At 50.2% G+C, this 20383-nt stretch carries 23 protein-coding genes; 4 read left to right on the top strand and 19 right to left on the bottom strand.

All coding sequences use genetic code 11. The features are described from left to right. Nucleotides 1–25: 25 nt before the first annotated feature. The 6 genes from metH to ACX1DY_RS01535 all read right to left on the bottom strand — a co-directional run bounded on the left by metH (nucleotide 26) and on the right by ACX1DY_RS01535 (nucleotide 6381). Nucleotides 26–3403, bottom strand: coding sequence for a methionine synthase (metH, locus tag ACX1DY_RS01510; protein ID WP_458962815.1), 3378 nt, complete (start codon nucleotides 3401–3403; stop codon nucleotides 26–28). Nucleotides 3404–3589: 186 nt separating this feature from the next. Continuing rightward, a complete protein-coding gene (locus ACX1DY_RS01515) occupies nucleotides 3590–4012 on the bottom strand; it encodes a FixH family protein (protein ID WP_458962431.1) in 423 nt (140 codons plus the stop codon). A 240-nt stretch (nucleotides 4013–4252) separates the two neighbouring features. Next, nucleotides 4253–5038, bottom strand: a complete 786-nt coding sequence (locus ACX1DY_RS01520) for an HAD family hydrolase (RefSeq protein ID WP_458962432.1) — start codon at nucleotides 5036–5038, stop codon at nucleotides 4253–4255. Nucleotides 5039–5072: 34 nt separating this feature from the next. Further along, on the bottom strand, nucleotides 5073–5600 hold the full coding sequence (locus ACX1DY_RS01525) for a hypothetical protein (RefSeq protein WP_458962433.1): 528 nt from the start codon (nucleotides 5598–5600) through the stop codon (nucleotides 5073–5075). A gap of 83 nt (nucleotides 5601–5683) precedes the next feature. Beyond that, nucleotides 5684–5857, bottom strand: a complete 174-nt coding sequence (locus tag ACX1DY_RS01530) for a DUF896 domain-containing protein (protein ID WP_458962434.1) — start codon at nucleotides 5855–5857, stop codon at nucleotides 5684–5686. 110 nt (nucleotides 5858–5967) lie between these two features. Then, nucleotides 5968–6381: a LysM peptidoglycan-binding domain-containing protein gene (locus ACX1DY_RS01535; protein ID WP_458962435.1), complete on the bottom strand. Its 414-nt coding sequence runs from the start codon at nucleotides 6379–6381 to the stop codon at nucleotides 5968–5970. A 198-nt stretch (nucleotides 6382–6579) separates the two neighbouring features. On the opposite strand from ACX1DY_RS01535, the gene lexA reads away from it, so the two are divergent. The 3 genes from lexA (at nucleotide 6580) to ACX1DY_RS01550 (ending at nucleotide 8200) form a co-directional block, all read left to right on the top strand. Beyond that, nucleotides 6580–7206: a transcriptional repressor LexA gene (gene lexA, locus ACX1DY_RS01540; RefSeq protein ID WP_028530732.1), complete on the top strand. Its 627-nt coding sequence runs from the start codon at nucleotides 6580–6582 to the stop codon at nucleotides 7204–7206. Nucleotides 7207–7317: 111 nt separating this feature from the next. Further along, nucleotides 7318–7656, top strand: coding sequence for a L,D-transpeptidase (locus ACX1DY_RS01545; RefSeq protein WP_458962436.1), 339 nt, complete (start codon nucleotides 7318–7320; stop codon nucleotides 7654–7656). A gap of 163 nt (nucleotides 7657–7819) precedes the next feature. Then, nucleotides 7820–8200, top strand: a complete 381-nt coding sequence (locus ACX1DY_RS01550) for a hypothetical protein (RefSeq protein ID WP_458962437.1) — start codon at nucleotides 7820–7822, stop codon at nucleotides 8198–8200. Nucleotides 8201–8282: 82 nt separating this feature from the next. On the opposite strand, the gene ACX1DY_RS01555 is transcribed toward ACX1DY_RS01550, so the two are convergent. The 5 genes from ACX1DY_RS01555 to ACX1DY_RS01575 all read right to left on the bottom strand — a co-directional run bounded on the left by ACX1DY_RS01555 (nucleotide 8283) and on the right by ACX1DY_RS01575 (nucleotide 10200). Further along, on the bottom strand, nucleotides 8283–8825 hold the full coding sequence (locus ACX1DY_RS01555; RefSeq protein ID WP_458962438.1) for a hypothetical protein: 543 nt from the start codon (nucleotides 8823–8825) through the stop codon (nucleotides 8283–8285). A gap of 130 nt (nucleotides 8826–8955) precedes the next feature. Next, nucleotides 8956–9171, bottom strand: a complete 216-nt coding sequence (locus ACX1DY_RS01560; RefSeq protein ID WP_458962439.1) for a hypothetical protein — start codon at nucleotides 9169–9171, stop codon at nucleotides 8956–8958. Nucleotides 9172–9296: 125 nt separating this feature from the next. Further along, the gene (locus ACX1DY_RS01565) at nucleotides 9297–9518 is read right to left on the bottom strand and encodes a hypothetical protein (protein WP_458962440.1); all 222 of its coding nucleotides are present in this window, start codon (nucleotides 9516–9518) and stop codon (nucleotides 9297–9299) included. A 222-nt stretch (nucleotides 9519–9740) separates the two neighbouring features. Next, nucleotides 9741–9962 (bottom strand): hypothetical protein, encoded by a 222-nt coding sequence (locus ACX1DY_RS01570; protein WP_458962441.1) that lies wholly within the window; start codon nucleotides 9960–9962, stop codon nucleotides 9741–9743. 100 nt (nucleotides 9963–10062) lie between these two features. Continuing rightward, nucleotides 10063–10200, bottom strand: coding sequence for a hypothetical protein (locus ACX1DY_RS01575; RefSeq protein WP_458962442.1), 138 nt, complete (start codon nucleotides 10198–10200; stop codon nucleotides 10063–10065). 142 nt (nucleotides 10201–10342) lie between these two features. Between ACX1DY_RS01575 and ACX1DY_RS01580 the strand changes: the two genes are divergently transcribed. Continuing rightward, on the top strand, nucleotides 10343–10561 hold the full coding sequence (locus ACX1DY_RS01580; RefSeq protein WP_458962443.1) for a hypothetical protein: 219 nt from the start codon (nucleotides 10343–10345) through the stop codon (nucleotides 10559–10561). Nucleotides 10562–10662: 101 nt separating this feature from the next. On the opposite strand, the gene glnA is transcribed toward ACX1DY_RS01580, so the two are convergent. The 8 genes from glnA to ACX1DY_RS01620 form a co-directional block, all read right to left on the bottom strand. After that, nucleotides 10663–11991 (bottom strand): type I glutamate--ammonia ligase, encoded by a 1329-nt coding sequence (gene glnA / locus ACX1DY_RS01585; protein ID WP_458962444.1) that lies wholly within the window; start codon nucleotides 11989–11991, stop codon nucleotides 10663–10665. A 30-nt stretch (nucleotides 11992–12021) separates the two neighbouring features. After that, a complete protein-coding gene (locus ACX1DY_RS01590) occupies nucleotides 12022–12432 on the bottom strand; it encodes a MerR family transcriptional regulator (RefSeq protein ID WP_019910684.1) in 411 nt (136 codons plus the stop codon). Between the two features lie 83 nt (nucleotides 12433–12515). Continuing rightward, on the bottom strand, nucleotides 12516–13769 hold the full coding sequence (locus ACX1DY_RS01595; RefSeq protein WP_458962445.1) for a methionine gamma-lyase family protein: 1254 nt from the start codon (nucleotides 13767–13769) through the stop codon (nucleotides 12516–12518). A gap of 75 nt (nucleotides 13770–13844) precedes the next feature. After that, nucleotides 13845–15134 (bottom strand): GTPase HflX, encoded by a 1290-nt coding sequence (gene hflX / locus ACX1DY_RS01600; RefSeq protein WP_458962446.1) that lies wholly within the window; start codon nucleotides 15132–15134, stop codon nucleotides 13845–13847. 65 nt (nucleotides 15135–15199) lie between these two features. Beyond that, the gene (locus ACX1DY_RS01605) at nucleotides 15200–16171 is read right to left on the bottom strand and encodes an AAA family ATPase (protein WP_458962447.1); all 972 of its coding nucleotides are present in this window, start codon (nucleotides 16169–16171) and stop codon (nucleotides 15200–15202) included. A 113-nt stretch (nucleotides 16172–16284) separates the two neighbouring features. Continuing rightward, nucleotides 16285–16941: a YdcF family protein gene (locus ACX1DY_RS01610; RefSeq protein ID WP_458962448.1), complete on the bottom strand. Its 657-nt coding sequence runs from the start codon at nucleotides 16939–16941 to the stop codon at nucleotides 16285–16287. A 1-nt stretch (nucleotide 16942) separates the two neighbouring features. After that, entirely contained in the window at nucleotides 16943–17497 is a 555-nt protein-coding gene (locus ACX1DY_RS01615) for a DUF402 domain-containing protein (protein ID WP_458962449.1), read from the bottom strand. Nucleotides 17498–17692: 195 nt separating this feature from the next. Beyond that, the gene (locus ACX1DY_RS01620; RefSeq protein ID WP_458962450.1) at nucleotides 17693–20332 is read right to left on the bottom strand and encodes a transglycosylase domain-containing protein; all 2640 of its coding nucleotides are present in this window, start codon (nucleotides 20330–20332) and stop codon (nucleotides 17693–17695) included. Nucleotides 20333–20383 lie beyond the last annotated feature (51 nt).

Here is a 20383-nt window from a genome sequence, read left to right on the forward strand (position 1 = left end):
AGCAGACGAGTGTATGTTATGGCAATTACTGCTTCTCCACATTGAAATACTGCGCTTCAGGATGGGCGAAGACCATCGCCGACACTGAGGCTTCCGGCTCCATCATAAAGCCCTCGGTTAGATGCACACCGATGTCCTCTGGAGAGAGCAGCTTGAAGAGCGGCCCTTGATCCTCCAGATCCGGGCAAGCCGGATAACCAAAGGATACGCGAATCCCCTGATAGCGGGCACCGTGTCTTTGTTTCATGGTCATATCCGCCGGGTCAGGGAAGCCCCAAGTATCCCGCATCATATGGTGGACGCGTTCCGCAAGCCCTTCTGCGACCTCCAGCGCCACCGCCTGAAGGGCATGGGAACGAAGGTAATCCCCCTTCTCCTTCAGCTCTGTCGACATCTCACGGACCCCATGACCAGCAGTAACAACCAGGAAGCCCACATAATCCATAATCCCGCTGTCCACCGGCTTCAGGAAGTCGGACAGGCAAAGATACGGCTCAACATTCTGACGCGGAAAGGTGAAGGTGTGCAGAATCTGGGACGTATCCTGCGGGTTATATATCAGAATATCATTCCCTTGCGATTGAGCCGGGAAAAACTGATACATTGCATGCGGCGTAATCGTCCCTTCCAGCATTGCCTGATGCAGAATATCATCCACCGTATCCTTCAGCTCCACAGTGCGCGGATCGCCGGCAGCAAGCTGGGCTTCAACCGAACCGCGAAGACCCAAGTGGTGGCCCAGCAGCATCTGCATATTCACATAAGGAATAATATGCCCAAGCGGGTAGTTGCGCATGACATGGCGCTCCAGATCCGGCGGAGTAAAGACCGGCGCATCTGCTGAAATTTTGGAACGGACCGCCCGGGTCAATGTCGGCAGATCCTGCTGTGGCGCTACCGCTACAGCCGTCTCCGCTTCAAGGCGCACTTCTTCCTCGATTTTGGCCCGCTCTTCCGGATTCATCAGCCGGTTCGCGATGTCCAGACCATCCATGGCATCCTTGGCATATAACACCAGTCCATCATATTCAGGCCGGATACGCGTCTTAGTGAACTTGCGTGTCAGTGCGGCGCCGCCCACCAGGATCGGAACATCAATCCCCGCATTGCGGAGGTCCTGGGCGGTCAGCACCATTTGCTGGGCCGATTTCACAAGCAGACCGGACAGCCCGATCGCATCGGCCTTCTCCCGCCGGAAAGCTTCGATGATATTCTCCGGTGGTACCTTTATACCCAGATTAACAATCTCATATCCATTATTGGAGAGGATAATCTCCACAAGGTTTTTACCGATATCATGCACATCGCCTTTAACGGTGGCCAGCATAATTTTACCTTTCACCGAGGTTTCATCCTTCTGCATGAACTGCTCCAGATGCCCCACAGAAGCCTTCATCACTTCAGCGCTTTGCAGCACTTCAGCGACGATTAGCTCATTGTTGTTGAACAGCCTGCCGACCTCGGACATCCCCGCCATCAGCGGGCCATTGATAATCTCCAGCGGACCCGATTTTTTCAAAGCTTCGTCCAGATCGGGAATCAAGCCTTCCTTAGTCCCCTCCACCACATAAGAAGCCAGACGCTCCTCCAGTGACAGGTTGGAGATTTTCTCTTTCTTCTCCACCTTTTTACCGCGGAAAGCAGCAACAAAGGCGGATAAAGTATCATCATTCGTATTGTAGATCAGTTGCTCGGCAAGCTTCCGTTCCTCTTCGGGAATGGAAGCATAGCGCTCCACCTTTTCCGTATTCACAATGGCATAGTCAAGTCCGGCTTTGGTGCATTCATAGAGGAACACCGAGTTCAACACCTCGCGTCCCGCCTCCGGCAGACCAAACGAGACGTTGCTGATCCCCAGAATGGTGTGCACGCCCGGAAGGGCTTCTTTGATCAGACGGATACCTTCAATTGTCTCTTTGGCAGAGCCGATATACTGCTCATCTCCCGTACCTACCGGGAATACAAGCGTGTCAAAAATCAAATCCTCCGGAGCCAGTCCGTATTTATTCACCAGCAGGTCGTAGGAGCGTTTGGCCACCTCCAGCTTGTCCGAAGCTTGGATCGCCTGTCCAGTCTCGTCAATAGTGCCCACAACAATCGCTGCACCATATTTATGAATCAGCGGAGTGACCCGCTCGAACTTTTCTTCACCATCTTCAAGGTTAATGGAATTAATTATCCCTTTGCCCTGGCAGTACTGAAGCGCCAGATCAATAACCTTCGGATCAGTGGTGTCGATCATCAAAGGCACTTTAACCTTTTTAACTACAAGCTCCAAGAATCGCTTTATATCTTCGCTTTCATCACGGTCAGGGTCCTGCACGCAGACGTCGATAACCTGCGCACCGCTCTTCACCTGGGCGCGGGCGATTTCTGAAGCTTCTTCATATTTGCCTTCGACAATCAGGCGTTTGAATTTCCGCGAGCCGAGCACATTCGTACGTTCACCCACCATATAAGGGCGGTTGTCGTTCTCAATATATACAGGCTCTATTCCCGACAGTGCGGGTGGATGCTGGCCTTCCAGTACACGCGGCGGATAGGCAGACAGCGTCTCTGCCATCGCCCGGATGTGATCCGGTGTCGTTCCGCAGCAGCCTCCGGCGATGTTCAGCCACCCCTTCTCGGCAAAACCCGCAAGCTTGCGGGCAAGCGAATCCGGCGACTCGTGATAATTCCCGTTCTCGTCCGGCAGTCCGGCATTCGGATAGCAGCTCACCGCCGCCGAAGCAATTGCCGACAGCGACCGGATATGATCCCGCATAAACTCCGGTCCGGTCGCGCAGTTCAGGCCGACGGAAATCGGCTTCAAATGCTCCAGCGAGATATAGAAGGCTTCAATGTTCTGACCAGCCAGTGTAGTACCCATAGGCTCAATCGTCCCCGAGATCATTACAGGCAGCGTAACACCGGTCTGTTCAAAGGCATTGCGGATGCCGATGCTTCCAGCCTTTACGTTCAGCGTATCCTGGGATGTTTCGAGCAGCAGCGCATCCACCTTACCGTCAATCAGCGCAACCGCCTGCTCCTCATAGCTCTCAACCAGCTCCTGGAACGTAACGCCGCCAGTGACCGAGAGCGTCTTCGTGGTTGGTCCCATAGCTCCGATTACGTAGCGCGGATGTTCCGGCGTATCATATTTCTCCACAGCATTTCTGGCAAGCCTGGCGGCTGTAAGATTTATCTCGCGCGCCCGCTGCGGAATGTCATATTCAGCAAGCACCACAGAGGTTGCCCCAAAAGTATTGGTCTCGATCAAATCGGCGCCGGCTTCAAGATATTTCTCATGAATGTTCTGTATCACCTCTGGCCGGGTAAGCACCAGCATTTCATTACAACCTTCCAGCTCTTCTCCGCCAAAATCTTCCCCGGTAAGCGGCACCTGTTGAATCATTGTGCCCATTGCTCCATCAAGAATCAGTATGCGCTGCTGTAAGCTATCAGCAAGTGTGAATTTAGCCACTTTCTATCCCCCCAGAAAAACATTAGAGTAAGTTTAGCAGAATAACAGGAATTCGAAAAGCCTTCCTTTCCTCTCTGCATTATACGTAATTGCTGGCAACAGCCTCAGTCTCTAAAAAATAATGATTTACGGCTGTACCAAAAGCTCCCTGCTCGGCATAGAGTGCTGCGTTCTCGCGGTTACATGGGAGGTTACAGTAAACTCCCCTTCTTCTTCAATAGTTCCATCAGCCTTGTATTTCCCATTTCCCGATGATTCGCCTGTGAACTCATATTTCCGGCTTTTATCTTTCTTATTTATGATTTCAAAAACAACCTCTTTCGCATCATCTACAGGCTCGCCTGCCTGTGTCACCACAGCCTCGAATGTTACCATTTGGTTAACGGAGACCTGCTGCGGAGTCCAGCTCAGCTCTACTTTGATAGGCTCCATCGGCATATTTGCCGCTGTATTCATCTGCCCGTCTGCTCCCGAATTTCCTGAACAGCCTGCTACCGCTACTGTAATAACAATCAACAAAAATGCCGCCAGCTTTTTATGGTTGATCATTTGGAGTCCTCCCGGTTAAGTGGTAGGTTTCAATGATACTGACATCTTGCGAGATGCTTCTTTGCTCATTATACACATAATATTCAGATTTTCGGAAATAAAACTCACATTTTCTTTCTCTGTCGTGATCTTACTCATATACACACCATTCCGCATTATGATTTACTTTTCCGCACTGATATGTAGACGCAAAAAAAGCCGACATCCCGCATGAGGATACCCGGCTTAATCAAAGATTCACTATAGAGATTCTACCAGCGGAAGAAGCTCCGCAAGATGGCCGATCTGGTAATCCGGCTGAATTTCCGGGTCCGGTTCTTTGCCGTTCCGGTTAATCCAGACGGTGGTCAGGCCAGCGCCAAGCCCGCCAAGAATATCCGTTGTCAGCTTGTCGCCGACCATCACCCCTTGCTCAGGGGAGATTTCCAGCAGGTCCAGCGCGTGCATGAAGATGCTCTTGTCCGGTTTCCCTTTGCCGAAGCTGCCCGAAATAACAATGTGGTCAAAATAAGGAATCAGCTCAGGCACACCGTCCAGCTTCTCCTGCTGCAGCGCCGGACAGCCGTTCGTGAGCAGCAGCAGTTTAACCTTGCCGCGCAGCTTATCCAGCACCTGCAGCGTTTCTTCATACATGTACGGCCGGCTGCGGCGTTCAGCGGCAAACCGGGCAGCCAGCGTTTCCGCCAGCGCTTCATCGTCAATGCCAAGCGCGGCCAAGCCGCGGCGCCACGATTCCTTACGATAGACGGGAGCAAGCTGCTCCATCCGGCGGAATTCCGGCTGCTCTCCGGCAGTAAAATTCCCCCACAGCGCTTCAAAAGGATTGATCCCGATCAGCTTGGTGAACGGGAATGTGTCATACGACTCGTAAAGGCTTCTCGCTTCCCGGCGCACAGCGGCCTCCAGCTCCTGCGGATTAACGGAATCCCCCGCCGCTTCAGCGGCAGTGCGGAAAGCTTCCTCAACGCTCCGTTCATCCCAGAGTAATGTGTCGTCAAGGTCAAAGAGTACGGCGGAAATCGGCATTGTTTTCTCCCTCTCCCTATGCTGGTATATCTTTCTACTCGTTAACGATTTCTACATGATTCTGCTTGGCAAATTGCTCCAGACGTTCTCCCATAGCCTGAATGTCATAACGGTTGAGCAGCTTGGAGAAAACCCATTGTGTACGTTTACCCTTATATTTAATTGAGACTGCGCTGCGGGTCACGATGATCTTCTCAATATCGGCTGCCGGCAGCCAGCGTTCACGGTTGAATTTGATTGTGGAGAGCCTAGCGCGTTCAACCTTTAAATAAGGGCGCCGGAAGAACAGCAGTGCCGCCAGCAAGAAATACAGCACAACTCCCAGCCAGTTGGCCAGTATACCGCTCCCCCTGGCCTCGTCTATTGAGCCAACTACCCAGAACATAATCCCAAGCAGCAGCAAAACTACAGGAAACACAATGTTGCGGCCTTTAAAAATATCACTGCCCTTTGCAGCGGCAGAGCTGGTTGAAGCATAAATGGACTCTTTCCCCTGCTTCTTGCGCTGCTTGTTAAGCTGCTGTGTGTTGCGTTGAACCATTCTTTCCCAAGAACGGGCCATGTAAGTTCCCCCTAGTCATCCTGTAATATCTATGAAAAGGAACAGGCACAGTCTATAGATGCCATGTAGCCTTGTTCATGCGCTTAATTATCGACAACTTCAATGTTATCAAGCTGAGCACGGAAGTTGTTGCGGATGTTGCCCAGATAGATCTCACGGAGCTTGGCTCTTTCCGCCAGCTCTTCTTCATTCAGGCCGTCACTCTTCTGCTTGCGTGCCAATTCGTTAATACGTGCGACCAATTGATCAATGTTCAATGTGTTCCCCTCCCCTTTAAATTCATTCTAACTGTGCCATGAGAAAAAGAGCTTGTCAAGGTCTGCTCCCTGAAAGCTCTCTGCATGGAAGTATGAGGTATGAATTTCAGTTAATATACCGGTAATGTAAGCACGTCACCAGCCTTGATGCTGCTGTTATCCAACCCGCTTGTCCGTTTGATTCCTTCTATATATACGGCAGTTTTCATATTAGCAGGCTTGTTCTTCAATGCAATGCTCCAAAGAGTGTCCCCGGGTTCGACAACCACCCGTTTCTCCTGCTTCAATAATGACACCGATCCCGCAAAAACATTTCCAACCACAGTAAACCCGGAAACAACTAAAAGAAGAACCAAAGCCAGCTTCACAAAATTGTCTTGGCGGAATAACCCCTTGCATGCTGTAAACAATGCTAGGATAAGCTCCTTAATATCGAGTCTATGAATAGAAGCAGAATGGTTATCCGCTGTATGAACTTCGCGAACCTCGTCGTAGATGCTGCGGTATGTGCTGTACTTTAACATATTTACCGACCTCCAAACACTTGTTCTTACTTTCGAAAATAATATAGCACGAACATGTGTTTTGCACAATACCCTTTTCGAACAATTGTTCCCTTAATTTTTGATGCCGTTATTTCCATATTTTTTAGAACTTATGTTTGTACGAACGGAGGTTCTATGTTATAATTTTCCCAAACATAGTATATGGGGTTGATTCCGATGTCAAAGATTTCGAGTCGTCAGCTGGCGATCCTGGAATTTATACGTAACGAAGTCCGCAGCAAGGGTTATCCGCCGTCCGTCCGGGAAATCGGTGAAGCGGTTGGACTGGCCTCCAGTTCCACTGTACATGGCCATCTGGACCGCCTTGAGAAGAAAGGCCTTATCCGCCGCGACCCTACAAAACCGCGTGCGATTGAACTGCTCGGCCAAGAGGACTCCGAGAATGTTCACCAATTCGTCCAGACGGTTACCCGTATTCCAGTAGTGGGCAAGGTTACCGCCGGGGTGCCGATCACAGCTACAGAGAATATTGAGGATTACTTTCCACTGCCTAGCCATTATGTAGGCGACAACAAAGTTTTTATGCTTTCAGTACTCGGTGACAGTATGGTTGACGCTGGTATCATGAACGGCGATTATGTTATCGTCCGCCAGCAGCAAACAGCAGATAACGGTGATATCGTTGTCGCAATGACCGAAGAAGACGAAGCAACAGTCAAGACCTTTTACAAAGAACGTGATCATATTCGCCTGCAGCCGGAGAACCCGGCTTATGAACCGCTACGCCTTAACCGCGTTACCATTTTGGGCAGAGTCATTGGACTTTTCCGCGACATCCATTGATATCTCCAAGTCCCCTTCGAAGACTGTTCTGCTGCCAAGCAGAGCAGTCTTTTCCTTTATGAACATCATCTCACTCCACACATATCATGATAGCAAAGGAGATCTGATAACATGCCCAATTACCGTATTATCGTTGATCTGTCGCAGCGGATGCTGTATCTGCTGGATGACAACACCGTGATCAGAGGGTTCCCCGTCGGCATCGGCAAAATGCTGACCGTTACTCCGGCAGGTGAATACACAATCATCAACAAACAACCCAATCCCGGCGGACCCTTCGGTGCCTTCTGGATGGGGCTCTCCAAACCGCACTACGGCATTCATGGAACCAATGATCCCTCCTCTATCGGCAAAATGGTCTCCCACGGCTGTATTCGCATGCACAACGAGGACGTTCTCTCCCTGGCAGCAATTGTACCTATCGGAACCCGGGTCACCATACGCGAATAAGCTTGAACCAGCACAAAGAACACCAGCGTCAGGCGATACTCAACGGCCCGGCGGTGGTGTTCTACATGTTCAAGCAGTTTTTTTCACATTCATACAGGAATTTTGCGGCTATATGTCGAATCTTGTTCATTGGAAGATTAATTCTCGAAAGGAAGTGCCTGGTTTGAATAATTCAAAGATTAGAACCCATATTGATTTTAAGGTGGATGCTTTGGGGAAGCTCTCCAATCTCCTGCTGAACAATGATCATGGGGAACGCAGAGTAAACATCCTCACCAGCTTTGGCAGCATTCAAGGAAATGTGGCCGGCTATAACAGCAGACAAGAAGAGGATGTATTTAACCTGAAATCATTAATGGATGACGTCATCGTGGACGAGTACATTTCCTACTTGGGCGCAGAGCACCCTGAGAAGAACTATAATTATAACTTTGTAGTACTGGATAATGTGGTTGTAAGACCTTTCTCCAGCTACGGCACTGAGATTGAATATAAGCAGCTTATCGTGTATGCCGACCAAATCGCTGCCTTCAATTTCGTATAATTACAATACGCCATCTTAATCTGTGCCTCCAGGAAAAACCACCGCGCTCCTGCAAAGCTTTTTCCGGAGGCATTTCTATGAGCTATTCGAGTGTCTGATCGTACCCCAGCTCCTCCAAAATCCCCTCAGCAAGAGCAAACTGCGCTTCCGCCGGCTCTTTAAGCTTTCTGGAGTAGACTACCGCGCTTTTGGCAACCTTTTCGATTAACCGCCGGCCCTGCTCCTTCGTAATAGATACTTCCAGCCCCGCCCGGCCCACCACTTCCGATAAACAAAAGAAAGCAATGCGCATGCTGTAATTCTCCCGGCTCAAAAAGTAAAACAGATGGGGGATATTCTTCATCAGACGATCTATCCAATTCGTAATCTCCCGGATCTGATAAATCTCTCTAGGGTCCTGCGCATAGCCGTCGAAGATCAACGAAATTTTTCCGCGAAGCCTCTTCTTCTCATATTTCTTGAACTCCCGAAGATATCGCTCCAGCCGGCCTTGTTCCACATCCTCTCTGGAAACGTTCAGCACAGTTATACCGTCCGCATCCGTAATCAGAGTCTCGTTCAATGGTGTTCCGCTTGCTTTCTGCTGCTGTGTTAATCCCAAACGCTGCCGTAGTCCATCTTCCACTCTCTTCACCTTCCATATATGTAATTTTCGCAACAAGAAGAAACGGCTGCCCTCTCTATAAGAGGCGGCGTCCGTTTCTCCGCAGAATACCTCAAGCATTTGGCATTTCACAATTCCTGAACATTACAGTCTACAGCAGCACTCTACGCAAAAGTCTGATCGCAGCAGCGTTCAAACGCAATGCTTCCCGGATGGAGACTCTCGCAGCCAGCAGCTCCCGTCTAGCCCGGCTCGGATTCGGTACCCGCCGTAAATTCTCGTTGATTTCTTCAAGTCTTTCCAGCAGTATTGCCCTTTGTGTCCGAAGCAAATTAATCGCTCTGCGGATTCGTTCACGGTCTGTCATCATTACACCTCTTTTACGTTTGATAGTATAAGAGATGCAATATATTCAGAGTCTGCCTGTATTAACAGGAAAGAATAATACTGTTTTCCAGCAGCTATTTTCGATATCCGGGAAGAAACTATTTATTACTTCTGCGGCAACCTTACCCTAAATTCAAACCCCTGACGGCTGTAGCACATTCCGGCCACCAATACATCATCAGGAGTCCATCTCTGCACAGGGCCGGCATAGTCTGCAATCACATGCGGCTTGCCCTCCATTAATTGGACCACGTACACCTTTACCTGAGCGAGAGCTGCAGCAAACAAATCCGCATCGCTGGAAAGGACTTTATATGTTGATTTCAAAAAGCTACCTCCTTATATATGGTTCATACTTAATTGTCAGCTTATTGCCACTCTGTAGAAATAGTATACAGCGGCTTGGAACAATATGTAAACGCAATCTTTGGCGTAAAATCACAAAAAAGACCCCGCCCGCGTTGAAGCCCTTCCGGCAAGGTCATGCCACTCTATATAAGATTCATTAAAACGCAAAGAAAAAAGCCCCACGATCTGTGGACCTTCACATTACTTCTCTTCTATATGCTTCAAAGCTGTTTCGATGCTCTCTTTCAAATAACCATGGTTTTCGGGTAAAACAACTTTGTGCGCTCCGGACACTTCAACACCTTGCGATCTCGCCTCAGTCTCTACAGCCTCGACAAAAGTCATTTGCTTGTCTTCAACATTCACCCGGATATTATGAACATCCAGCAAATCAAGAATCAGCGTCGAATTAGCTTGTTCCATACCAGATAGCTCCTTTCGCATTTTCTTTCATTGTGTCACATTACGTCAGATTTAGCTATGCAATAATTTACATGAACTAGATAAGATGAACTTTAGATTTTCATGTTGGGGTCTGGTCGTACTGCGGGGAATGTTTGGACTTCCGGCCGCTGCCCGTCTGCAGATTTCTTGATTTGTACCGCTCTTCGCGGTGGAAATTCGCAGACAAAGGCGGACGCTGACGCTCCTCCAGTTCCAAACTTCCCCTCCATACTTTTACCCTCTTTATGATTTTTCAAGTTCATCCTATATAGATTTTAAATGGATGAACTTGCCTTTCCGTTCAGGATTTGATAAGACTAAGTTAGTTGTTCCCTAAGAGATAAAGAGGAGGATGCACAGTGGAAGAAGTACGAATTCAGAAAAAAGACCGCACTGTAAGCTTTAGAGTGATTGAGGAGGAAGGTGAATTTATAGTTTTTGATATGTCGCTCTCAAGTCCGACAAGCAATAGAACGAATTACAGCGGGAACCAATTCCAAGAGGCTTGGAAAGCTGTTGAAGCCATTCTTGGCGAAACCGAAGTCCCTCATGAATTTTTAAAATACACAAATTCCTGATCCACAGCAGACGGTCCCGTACGCGGGGCCGTTAATTATTTTCTCACGGAATCCACGCAAAAAAACCCTTGAGCGCTTAGAGCGTCAAGGGCTGCTTCATCCTAGTAAAGAGTCATGTACTGATCTCTTTCCCATTCATGTACTTGCGTCCGATAGATATCCCACTCGATTTCTTTCAGTTCGTAGAAGTGAGCCAGCGCATGCTCGCCGAGAGCTTCGGTGATAACATGGCTGCGGATCATTTCATTCAGCGCTTCCTTCAGATCAGACGGCAGGCTTGGAATGCCTTCTTCGATCCGTTCTTCCTCAGACATCACATAGATGTTGCGGTCGATTGGAGCCGGAAGATCAAGCTGACGTTTGATGCCGTCAAGACCTGCCTTCAACATTACAGCAAGTGCAAGGTACGGATTAGCTGCCGGGTCCGGGTTGCGGACCTCAATGCGTGTACTGAGCCCTCTCGATGCCGGAATACGGATCATTGGGCTGCGGTTGCTGGCAGACCAAGCTACATAACAAGGCGCTTCGTAACCAGGCACCAGACGTTTGTAGGAGTTCACTGTCGGGTTCGTAATAGCCGCAAAAGCACGTGCGTGCTTCAGAATGCCGGCCATGTAGTAACGCGCAGTTTTGCTTAGGCCAAGTGTGTCGCTTTCATCGTAGAAGACATTCTCACTGCCTTTGAACAAGGATTGGTGTGCGTGCATCCCGGAACCGTTCATGCCAAAGAGAGGCTTAGGCATAAAGGTTGCATGCAGGCCATGCTGGCGGGCTACCGTCTTCACGACAAGCTTAAAGGTCTGGATTTGGTCAGCTGCCTTGATGGCGTCAGCATATTTAAAGTCAATCTCATGCTGGCCGGAAGCGACTTCGTGATGCGATGCTTCAATTTCGAAGCCCATTTTTTCAAGAGTCAATACGATCTCGCGGCGGCAGTTCTCCCCAAGATCCATCGGCGCCAAATCAAAATATCCGCCTTGGTCGTTCAGCTCTGTAGTTGGATTACCCTTCTCATCGGTTCTGAACAGGAAGAATTCCGGCTCAGGTCCAACGTTCATTGCGGTAAAGCCCATTTCTTCGGCTTCCTCCAGGCAGCGTTTGAGAATACCGCGAGGGTCGCCGGCAAAAGGCGTTCCGTCAGGCATGTACACATCACAAATCAGGCGTGCAACCTTGCTGTCCGTAACCCAAGGGAAAATAACCCATGTGCTAAGATCAGGGTAGAGGTACATGTCGGATTCTTCGATTCGAACGTAACCTTCGATAGAAGAGCCGTCAAACATCATCTTGTTGTCGAGCGCTTTTTCGAGCTGACTAACGGGAATTTCCACGTTTTTGATCGTGCCAAGCAAATCGGTAAATTGCAGACGAATAAAACGGACGTTTTCTTCCTTGGCGACACGCAGAATATCATCTTTTGAAAAGCTCACTTTACCCTCTCCCTTTCAAGTCTCTGTGTATTATTTATTAAAAAACCGGGATAGCTCGCCTTGAATGAGAGACACTTGTCCCGGTCTTTTACCGGAAACCAGCTCCTGCTTCAGTAAACGGTGAAGCTGTGAGTCAGACAATTCTCTACGTCTTACCTCTGTATCAGGGGTAATGACCGTAGCTTCTTCAGATTCCTTCGAAACAGGGTTCATCACCTGCTTGATGCCGGCAATATTAACCCCCTTCTCTATCAATGCCTTGATCTCCAATAGACGTTCTACATCATTGAATGAGAACAAACGCTGGTTGCCGGATGTGCGCGCGGGCACGATCAGGCTGTGCTGCTCATAATAACGAATTTGTCTTGCAGATAAATCAGTTAGCTTCATTACGATTCCTATAGGGAATAATGCCATATTTCTGCGGATTTCATCACCCATGACTCATCCAACCTTCCAATGATCTTTTTCTCATCTCATTGTACATTTCTTAATTTGGCGTGTCAATGGTATGTAAGTTTACTTTACAATAGTCTGCGATCTCTCATACTTTGTAAAGCCATCAAAACTCCATATTTTACGTGAGAATACGTTAATCCGCCTTGCATATAGCCGATATACGGCGCCCGGATCGGCGCATCCGCAGATAACTCCAAGCTGCCACCCTGGATGAATGTACCTGCCGCCATAATGACAGGATGCTCATAACCTGGCATATCCCACGGCTCGGGAACGACATGACTGTCAACGGCGGCGGCACGCTGAATGCCCTGTACAAAGGCGATCAGATGCTCCGGTCCGTCAAAAGCCACCGCCTGGATCAGATCCGTACGCGGCTCATCCCAGGCTGGCTTGGTCGTAAACCCGCAGCGCTGGAACACAGCAGCAGCGAAGATGCTGCCTTTCACTGCCTGTCCCACTGTATGCGGTGCCATGAACAGCCCCTGATATAGCCCTCTCGTTGTCCCCAGCATAGCGCCCACTTCACCGCCAATCCCCGGCGCAGTCAGCCGGTAGGCCGCAAGCTCCACAAGATCGCGGCGGCCGCAGATATAACCGCCCGTCTCGGCGATTCCGCCGCCCGGATTCTTAATCAGCGACCCGGCAACAAGATCCGCTCCCACCTGAGGCGGCTCCAGCTTTTCTGTAAATTCGCCATAGCAATTATCTACGAATACGATTACATCCGGTTTCAGCTCTTTAGCCTTTGCCACCATCTCACCGATCTCTTCAACGGTAAAAGAGGAACGCCAGTCATACCCGCGGGACCGCTGAATCCCGATCACCTTGGTATTGTCATTAATAGCCAGTGCTACCTCTACCCAATCAATTTTCCCTTCAGCTGTTAATGCCGTTTCGCGATAACCGATTCCGAAATCAGCCAGGGAGCCGGTGCCGTCTCCCGGTTTGCCGACTACCTTATGCAGCGTATCGTAAGGACGGCCTGTGATGTACAGTAGCTCATCTCCGGGACGCAGCACGCCAAAGAGCGCTGTAGATATCGTATGTGTACCGGAGGCGAAATGCGGGCGTACCAGCGCGGCTTCCGCGCCGAACACCGCCGCATAGACAAGATCCAGCACCTCACGGCCCCGGTCATTATAAGCATACCCTGTAGAGCCGGCAAAATGAAAATCGCTCACCTGCTGCCGCTGAAAAGCCTCAATTACCTTCCACTGATTATGATCGACTATCCGGTCAAGCGACTTCACCGCACCTTCGATTTCCTGCTCTGCGGCCTCTGCCGCCTGTAAAATATCCTCTGCAAAAACTGCCATTCCCCTAGTTCTCTCCTTACATTACATTTACTTGCCATGAAAAGTCAGAGCTACGTCGTATTCTCCGGGTCGGGTCTATTCCTGCTCCACAAACTCAGCGAGCTTATAGCTCCATTTGCCGTAATCCTCTTTATTCAGGCGGACGTTGTACAGAACATCGTTCTCGTCAAAATGCTGTTCAAGCACTTCGCCCACCCGATAGAGCAGCGAAGACAAGTCCCCGCGGTCCCCGGGAATCCGAAAAGTCAATGTGTCTCCGGCCAGCTCATCAGCGATGATCTCTGTGATCCGGGTCAGGTCCTCAGGGTTAAATGCGCTGACCTTCAGATGCCCTGGTCCAGCAGGCAGCATTTCCAACTGATCAAGCCGGCAGGCATCGCTTTTGTTGAACAATACAATTTGTGGTTTCCCCGCCGCGCCAAGATCCTGCAGGATGACCTGCACCACTTCCATTTGCTCTTCCCGCATCGGCGAGGAAGCATCGACCACATGCAGCACCAGATTGGCTTCATTGACCTCCTCCAGTGTAGCCCGGAAGGATGCCACCAGATCATGCGGCAGGTTCTGGATGAAGCCAACCGTATCGGTAAGCACTACTTCCTTCCCTCCGGGAAGCTGCAGCACACGCGAGGTCGGGTCGAGTGTCGCGAATAACTGGTTTTCAATATAAACATCGGCATTCGTAAGCTGTTTAAGCAGCGTAGATTTTCCGGCGTTCGTATATCCGACCAGCGCCACCTGTACGGCCCCGCTCTTTCTGCGGCGTTCACGATGCAGCTCACGCGTCTTGACAACTTCGTCCAACTGGCGCTTCAGCTCGGCAATCCGGTCGCGGATATGGCGGCGGTCCGTTTCCAGCTTGCTTTCCCCCGGGCCTCTAGTGCCGATGCCGCCGCCCAGTCTGGACAGATTCTTCCCGTGCCCGGACAAACGCGGCAGCAAATAGGAGAGCTGTGCCAGCTCGACCTGGATAATGCCCTCGCGCGTTTTGGCGCGCCCTGCAAAAATATCCAGAATAAGCTGGGTACGGTCAATAATCTTCAGGTCCAGAGTCTCCTCAAGGTTGCGTACCTGTGCCCCGGACAGCTCCTGGTCAAAGATAGCCGTATTCGCCCCAAGGCCGTCAGCGGCCATCCGCAGCTCTTCTACCTTGCCTTTACCAATGAACCACTTGGAGTCGGGAGTCTCCTTGTTCTGGCGCATAACCTCCAGCACCTCAACCCCTGCGGTCTCCGCTAGCTGAACCAATTCCTGCAGCGAGAGCTCGGGGTCAATGCCGGAGCGTTTGATTTTGTCCGTGACTAGACTGACTAAGATCGCCCGGTCCTGTACTTCTGTTTCTGTATCATGTGTCGTGGTTGCCATTAATTACATACTCCTTATCTATTTACCTGAAGAGGTATACCTTCCGCCTATGAACAGTTTGCTGTCTACAGCTTAAAGTCTTCGGTGCGCAGGGTCATTAGCTCCTGCTTGCCCGGGCTCGTGCTCTCGTATTGATTCAGGAGGCGCACAGCTTGGGAACGCAGGGCTTTCTCAATGGAGTTGCGCACATAACGCGCATTGCTGAAGGCATGCAGACTTTCCGTCTTCTCCATCAGCAGATGCTGCTTTAGTTTGAGTATGGCCTGCGGCATCAAAATATAATCGCGCTCCTTGGCCATCAGCTCGGCAATTTGCAGCAACTGGTCAATCGTATAGTCCGGAAACTCTACCTGGATCGGAAACCGCGAGGGCAGACCCGGATTGCTCATAAGAAAATAATCAATCTCACTGGAATATCCGGCCAAAATCAGCACGAATTGACTACGATGATCTTCCATTGATTTTACCAGAGTATCTATCGCCTCTTTACCGAAATCCTTGTCTCCACCGCGGGCAAGACTATAGGCCTCATCAATAAAAAGAATGCCGCCGAGCGCCTTTTTCACTAAATCCCGTGTCTTTTGGGCGGTATGGCCGATATATTCTCCAACAAGATCAGCTCTCTCCACTTCGATTAAATGGCCTTTGCTGAGGACACCCATCCGCTGGAAGAGCTTCGCAACAATCCTGGCCACTGTTGTTTTGCCAGTGCCGGGGTTGCCTTTGAACACCATATGATAGGCCTGGCTGCCACAAGCAAGTCCTGCTTCGCTGCGCATCTGGGCAACCTGCAGCAGAGCATATATCTCAAAGACAAGCTCCTTGATATTCTCCAATCCCACGAGTGCGTCAAGTTCCTTGCTAATCTCCTGGAACAGTCCGCTATATCCGTGATTCTTGGAAGGTATAGCCTGAACCAGGCTGTCTGCAGCTGCATTATTTACTGCCGGCGCTTCTTGATTCCGCAGCACAATATTAATTTGTCGTGACGGTCTGCCTTCCTCCCGCCCGCTTGCCGCCGCTACGCGTCCGTTCACCTTGTTCACCCCATTGTCCAGGACTGACTTTAACTATATTATATTTCAAGTCTATTCCGAAGCATGAGGTGTTATTAGCAGTTTCAGGAACTTGCTTTCTTTTTGAGATTAGCTTACAGAGAAAGCTCCTGCAGCTTCCATTTCGTATAGGCCAGAATCTCGCGGGTTTTGTACTTGAACATGGACATCACCTGTGAGTCGGTCAGCCCGAGCTCAGGCTGGGCATAGTCCAGCTTCTCGGCAATTTCCAGCGCCCGCCGTCCATGAAAGGCATGCGTAATAATGACCGCTGTGGACAAACCTTCGGAACGCATGATCCGCTGGCTGAACAGGAGATTCTCATAGGTGCTGGTAGATTTATTCTCGAGAAGGATTACCTTCTCCGGCACACCCTGTCCAACCAGATAATTCTTCATGCCTTCAGCTTCGGTGTATTTGTAGTCCGCATGATCCAGACCGCCTGAAACAATAAAACGGGTGAAAATCCCTTCCTTGTAGAGCTTCAGCCCGTAATCAAGCCTTTCCTTCAATCCAGGACTAGGCTCGTCGCCCCACATTGACATGCCTAGAACAATACCCGCATCCGCTTTCATCATCGGTGAGGTTGTCGCTGCGCTGTTGATCTTATTTAGAGCAACCCCGGACCATGCCAGTCCCGCTACAACACAGACAATTACAGCAATCCATATCTTTCGTTTGAAACGGGAACGTCCTTTTCGGGACATTTTACGAATCGGGGATGAGCCCCTTTGATAGACATACCATTCCATTCTATTTCCTCCTGAATTCTCCATGATGGAACAATTCGGCGCGATGCTTAAGCGAGAGGGCGAAGTAAGGAAAGGCATGAGCGTCTATGCTGCGTAAAATATTGTTCGCTGTTGCCCAGGCCAAATTGTAGTCGCTGTCCGTAATATCCCCACGTTCCAGCGCTTCCTCCAGCTCGTCCTCATCCAGCAAAAACACCTCTCCGTTCCACAGCACCACAACATCCAGATACAAGTCGTCAAACCACGGAACCCCCTGATCTGTGACTCCCTGGACCTTGCAGGTGTCAATGTACCATTGTACGATATTCTGCCGTTCGTCGAACATAGCCGTCACAATGTAATGGCTGTCTTTAGGAAAATATTGCAGCCATGAATATCCTTTGTCCGCAATGCGGTATGTATGCCTGCCATAGCTCTTCCACAGTGGTTCCTTCAGCCCATAAATCGTATAAAGTGTAATATATCCGCTGAATTCCCGGCTTTCCACATAGCGGCAAGCAAAATGGCGGCGCGTAATCCGGCGCCAGTTGGCCCGGTCTCCGAATTTACGTTTCATATGAATGACCCTCTCAAGAAATGGTGTCTTCAGCTTAACACATTTAGGAGACACACTCAAAACATCCCTTACAAAATGCGACAAAGGGGATTCAAACCTGGCAACAAAAAAATCAGCCAGGCAATCTCCCTATTGGGAGAGACTGCCTGGCTGACGGAGGATGAAGGTTTCATTATCTTTGAACTTCAGCTCAATCTATTGAGGTGCATTGCCTTGATCTACCATGCCGGCAGCCGGATCTGCGCTGGCGGCCCCGCCGTTCTCTGTGCCGCCTGGACCAGTGGTCGAAGCCGGAACATCCGTAGTTACCGGTGTATCTGAAGGCGGTGGTGGCGTAGCTTCCGGTGTTATTACCGGACCGCCGCCACTATTGCCTCCCTGGTTACCATTGCCATTGCCGTTACCGTTATTGCCACCGTTCCCTTGACCATTCCCGTTGCCGTTGTTGTCACCAGGATTTCCGTTACCGTTGCCGTTACCTTGACCGTTATCCCCGCCATTTCCGGTTGAATCTGTCGGAAGATTCGGATCAATCGTCGGTTCAGGTGTCGGCTGCTCGTCTTGGACTTCGACGGTAACTGTAGCTGAAGGTTCGCTTTCGACATCCAGTTCAGGATAGTAAGCTGTCACATAGTATTCGTATGTCAGTCCAGGCATAGCGCTGATATCGCCAACACTGGTCGAAGCCGTGTTAAGCACCGGACTGAAATTAGACTCGGACGTTTCTTTGCGGTAGATTCTGTATTCTACACCTGCGGTCGGCACAGCCGCCCAGCTTAGGTTGACCGTCATTGTCGATGGATCATAAGCTGCATTCAGCCCATTAACAGGCTGTACCGTGTCCGCAGTCGGTGATGGAGACGGCTGGCTTACTCCCTCCGGCTGCGGGAAGGCCTTGGACGGAACGCCCTTCAGCGCTTCCTCCATCACCTTGCCCCAGAACGCCGCCGCAAGCGGACTGCTGTTCTTGAGCAAATGGGTTCTGCTTGGCTTGTCATACCCCATCCAGACCGCAGCAGTCCATTCAGGAGTGTATCCGACAAACCATACATCCCGGTTAGAGCTGATGCCTTCGTACCCGCTTTGCGTAGTACCTGTTTTACCGGCTACAGGACGGTCGATTTTTGCTTTTTTACCTGTACCGTCTTGTACAACCTTCTGCATCATTTCTGTCATTTGGTAAGCCGTGTTCTCGGTCATAACCCGTTTCGGGGTTGTATTGGCCTTGTAGACGGTATCGCCGTCGCTGTTGGTAATTGATTTAATCGAATAGGCTTCCCGCAGCTCACCGCCATTGGCAAAGGCACTGTAGGCCTGCGCCATCTCCAGCGTGTTCGTACCTTCGCTCATGCCTCCGAGCGCAAGCGAGAGGTTTTTGTCCTCATCCTTCAGAGGTATCCCCAGATTCTTGGCGAACTGGAAGCCGGTATTCACACCGATTTCGTTCAGCAGCCATACGGCTGGTATATTCTCCGACTTTGTCAGGGCATCGCCCATGCTGATCGTCTTCGAATAACCGTGCAGATTGTTCGGGCAATATTTGCCGAAGCACTGCTTTTCATTGCTGAGTAGCGAGCTGCTTGTGAACTTGCCCGACTCCAGCGCAGGCGCATAAGCAACCAGCGGCTTAAATGAGGAGCCTGGCGAGCGGCGGCTGCCGTCGACACGGCTGTAGCCTTTTTTCTCATAATTACGTCCGCCAAGAAGCGCCACAATGCTGCCATTCTCCTGATTGATGATCGTCATCGAGCCTTGCACCAGCTGATCATCGACGCTTTTCTCAAAGTTGGAGCTGTCCGCAAATGCATCTTCCACCGTTTCCTGGGCATGTTTGTCCATGGTCGTGTAGATTTTGTACCCGCCGATATTAAGATCATCCTCGGACAATCCGAACTTTTCTTCAGCCTCACCGACAGCATAATCAATGAATGCCTGATAACGCTGCTTGCTTTCCGGCGGTTTATAGTTGTAATCAACCACCTTGGCTTCGTCCATCTGATCCTTGGTAATGTACCCTTGCTCATACATCAGTTGGAGCACTACACCACGCCGTTCCTTGGACAGCTCAGGATTACGCAGCGGGTTGTAACGGGAAGGTCCCTTCGGCATAGCCGCCAGTGTGGCAATCTCCCAGACCTTAAGCTTATTCAGATCGCTTTTGCCAAAATAACGGATGGATGCTGCCTTGATGCCGTATATCGTGCCGCCGAAGTTGATGCGGTTGAGATACTTAGTAATGATATCTTCTTTGGTGTACTTGTTCTCCAGCGCCACTGCGATTGAAACCTCTGTCGCCTTACGGAAAAAAGTCTTATCCCGGGTCAGGAATATATTCTTCGCGAGCTGCTGGGTGATCGTACTCCCGCCCTCAACCATGCTGCGCGCCGCAATATCCTTCACCGCCGCACGGCCGATTGACCAAAGATCCACACCGCTGTGTTCGAAGAACCGTCTGTCCTCGGTGGCAACAAAGGCGTCAACAAGCAGCTTGGGAATCGCCTCATATTCCACCGGCTCACTTTTCTCCAGCGCCAGCTCCCCGATCAAATTCGCATTCCGGTCATAAATCTTCGTAGTCTCGTTTACCGTCAGCTTGTCAATGTTCGCATCCAGCAGCTTCTGACCGTTCACCATGATGAACAGATAACCGCCCAGCGCACAAAAAATTGCCAGCGCCGTAGCAAAAAACAATGTCCACAGCACACGCTTTTTCGTTAGAAAGCTTTTCTTTTTCTTCGGCGGTTTACCCTTTGAACTGGAACTGGAACTGGAACTGGATACATTTGAACTACTGTTTCTATTACGATTCGTCCTGGATATTTCGTCTCTGGACATGGTACCTCCTGACTCCCTCTCGGAAAAATCCTGTAGTTGAGTGCACGAATG

This window comes from Paenibacillus sp. BAC0078 (genome assembly GCF_054483875.1).

Excerpts from the sequence above, each read along its gene's own strand:
- ACX1DY_RS01615 (WP_458962449.1), bottom strand. The coding sequence starts at position 17,497 with ATGAAACGTAAATTCGGAGACCGGGCCAACTGGCGCCGGATTACGCGC.
- ACX1DY_RS01560 (WP_458962439.1), bottom strand. The coding sequence starts at position 9,171 with ATGACAGACCGTGAACGAATCCGCAGAGCGATTAATTTGCTTCGGACA.
- ACX1DY_RS01595 (WP_458962445.1), bottom strand. The coding sequence starts at position 13,769 with ATGGCAGTTTTTGCAGAGGATATTTTACAGGCGGCAGAGGCCGCAGAG.
- ACX1DY_RS01590 (WP_019910684.1), bottom strand. The coding sequence starts at position 12,432 with ATGGGTGATGAAATCCGCAGAAATATGGCATTATTCCCTATAGGAATC.
- hflX (WP_458962446.1), bottom strand. The coding sequence starts at position 15,134 with ATGGCAACCACGACACATGATACAGAAACAGAAGTACAGGACCGGGCG.
- ACX1DY_RS01570 (WP_458962441.1), bottom strand. The coding sequence starts at position 9,962 with ATGGAACAAGCTAATTCGACGCTGATTCTTGATTTGCTGGATGTTCAT.
- ACX1DY_RS01525 (WP_458962433.1), bottom strand. The coding sequence starts at position 5,600 with ATGGCCCGTTCTTGGGAAAGAATGGTTCAACGCAACACACAGCAGCTT.
- ACX1DY_RS01620 (WP_458962450.1), bottom strand. The coding sequence starts at position 20,332 with ATGTCCAGAGACGAAATATCCAGGACGAATCGTAATAGAAACAGTAGT.
- ACX1DY_RS01520 (WP_458962432.1), bottom strand. The coding sequence starts at position 5,038 with ATGCCGATTTCCGCCGTACTCTTTGACCTTGACGACACATTACTCTGG.
- ACX1DY_RS01515 (WP_458962431.1), bottom strand. The coding sequence starts at position 4,012 with ATGATCAACCATAAAAAGCTGGCGGCATTTTTGTTGATTGTTATTACA.
- ACX1DY_RS01545 (WP_458962436.1), top strand. The coding sequence starts at position 7,318 with ATGCCCAATTACCGTATTATCGTTGATCTGTCGCAGCGGATGCTGTAT.
- ACX1DY_RS01535 (WP_458962435.1), bottom strand. The coding sequence starts at position 6,381 with ATGTTAAAGTACAGCACATACCGCAGCATCTACGACGAGGTTCGCGAA.
- ACX1DY_RS01610 (WP_458962448.1), bottom strand. The coding sequence starts at position 16,941 with ATGGAATGGTATGTCTATCAAAGGGGCTCATCCCCGATTCGTAAAATG.
- metH (WP_458962815.1), bottom strand. The coding sequence starts at position 3,403 with ATGGGCACAATGATTCAACAGGTGCCGCTTACCGGGGAAGATTTTGGC.
- lexA (WP_028530732.1), top strand. The coding sequence starts at position 6,580 with ATGTCAAAGATTTCGAGTCGTCAGCTGGCGATCCTGGAATTTATACGT.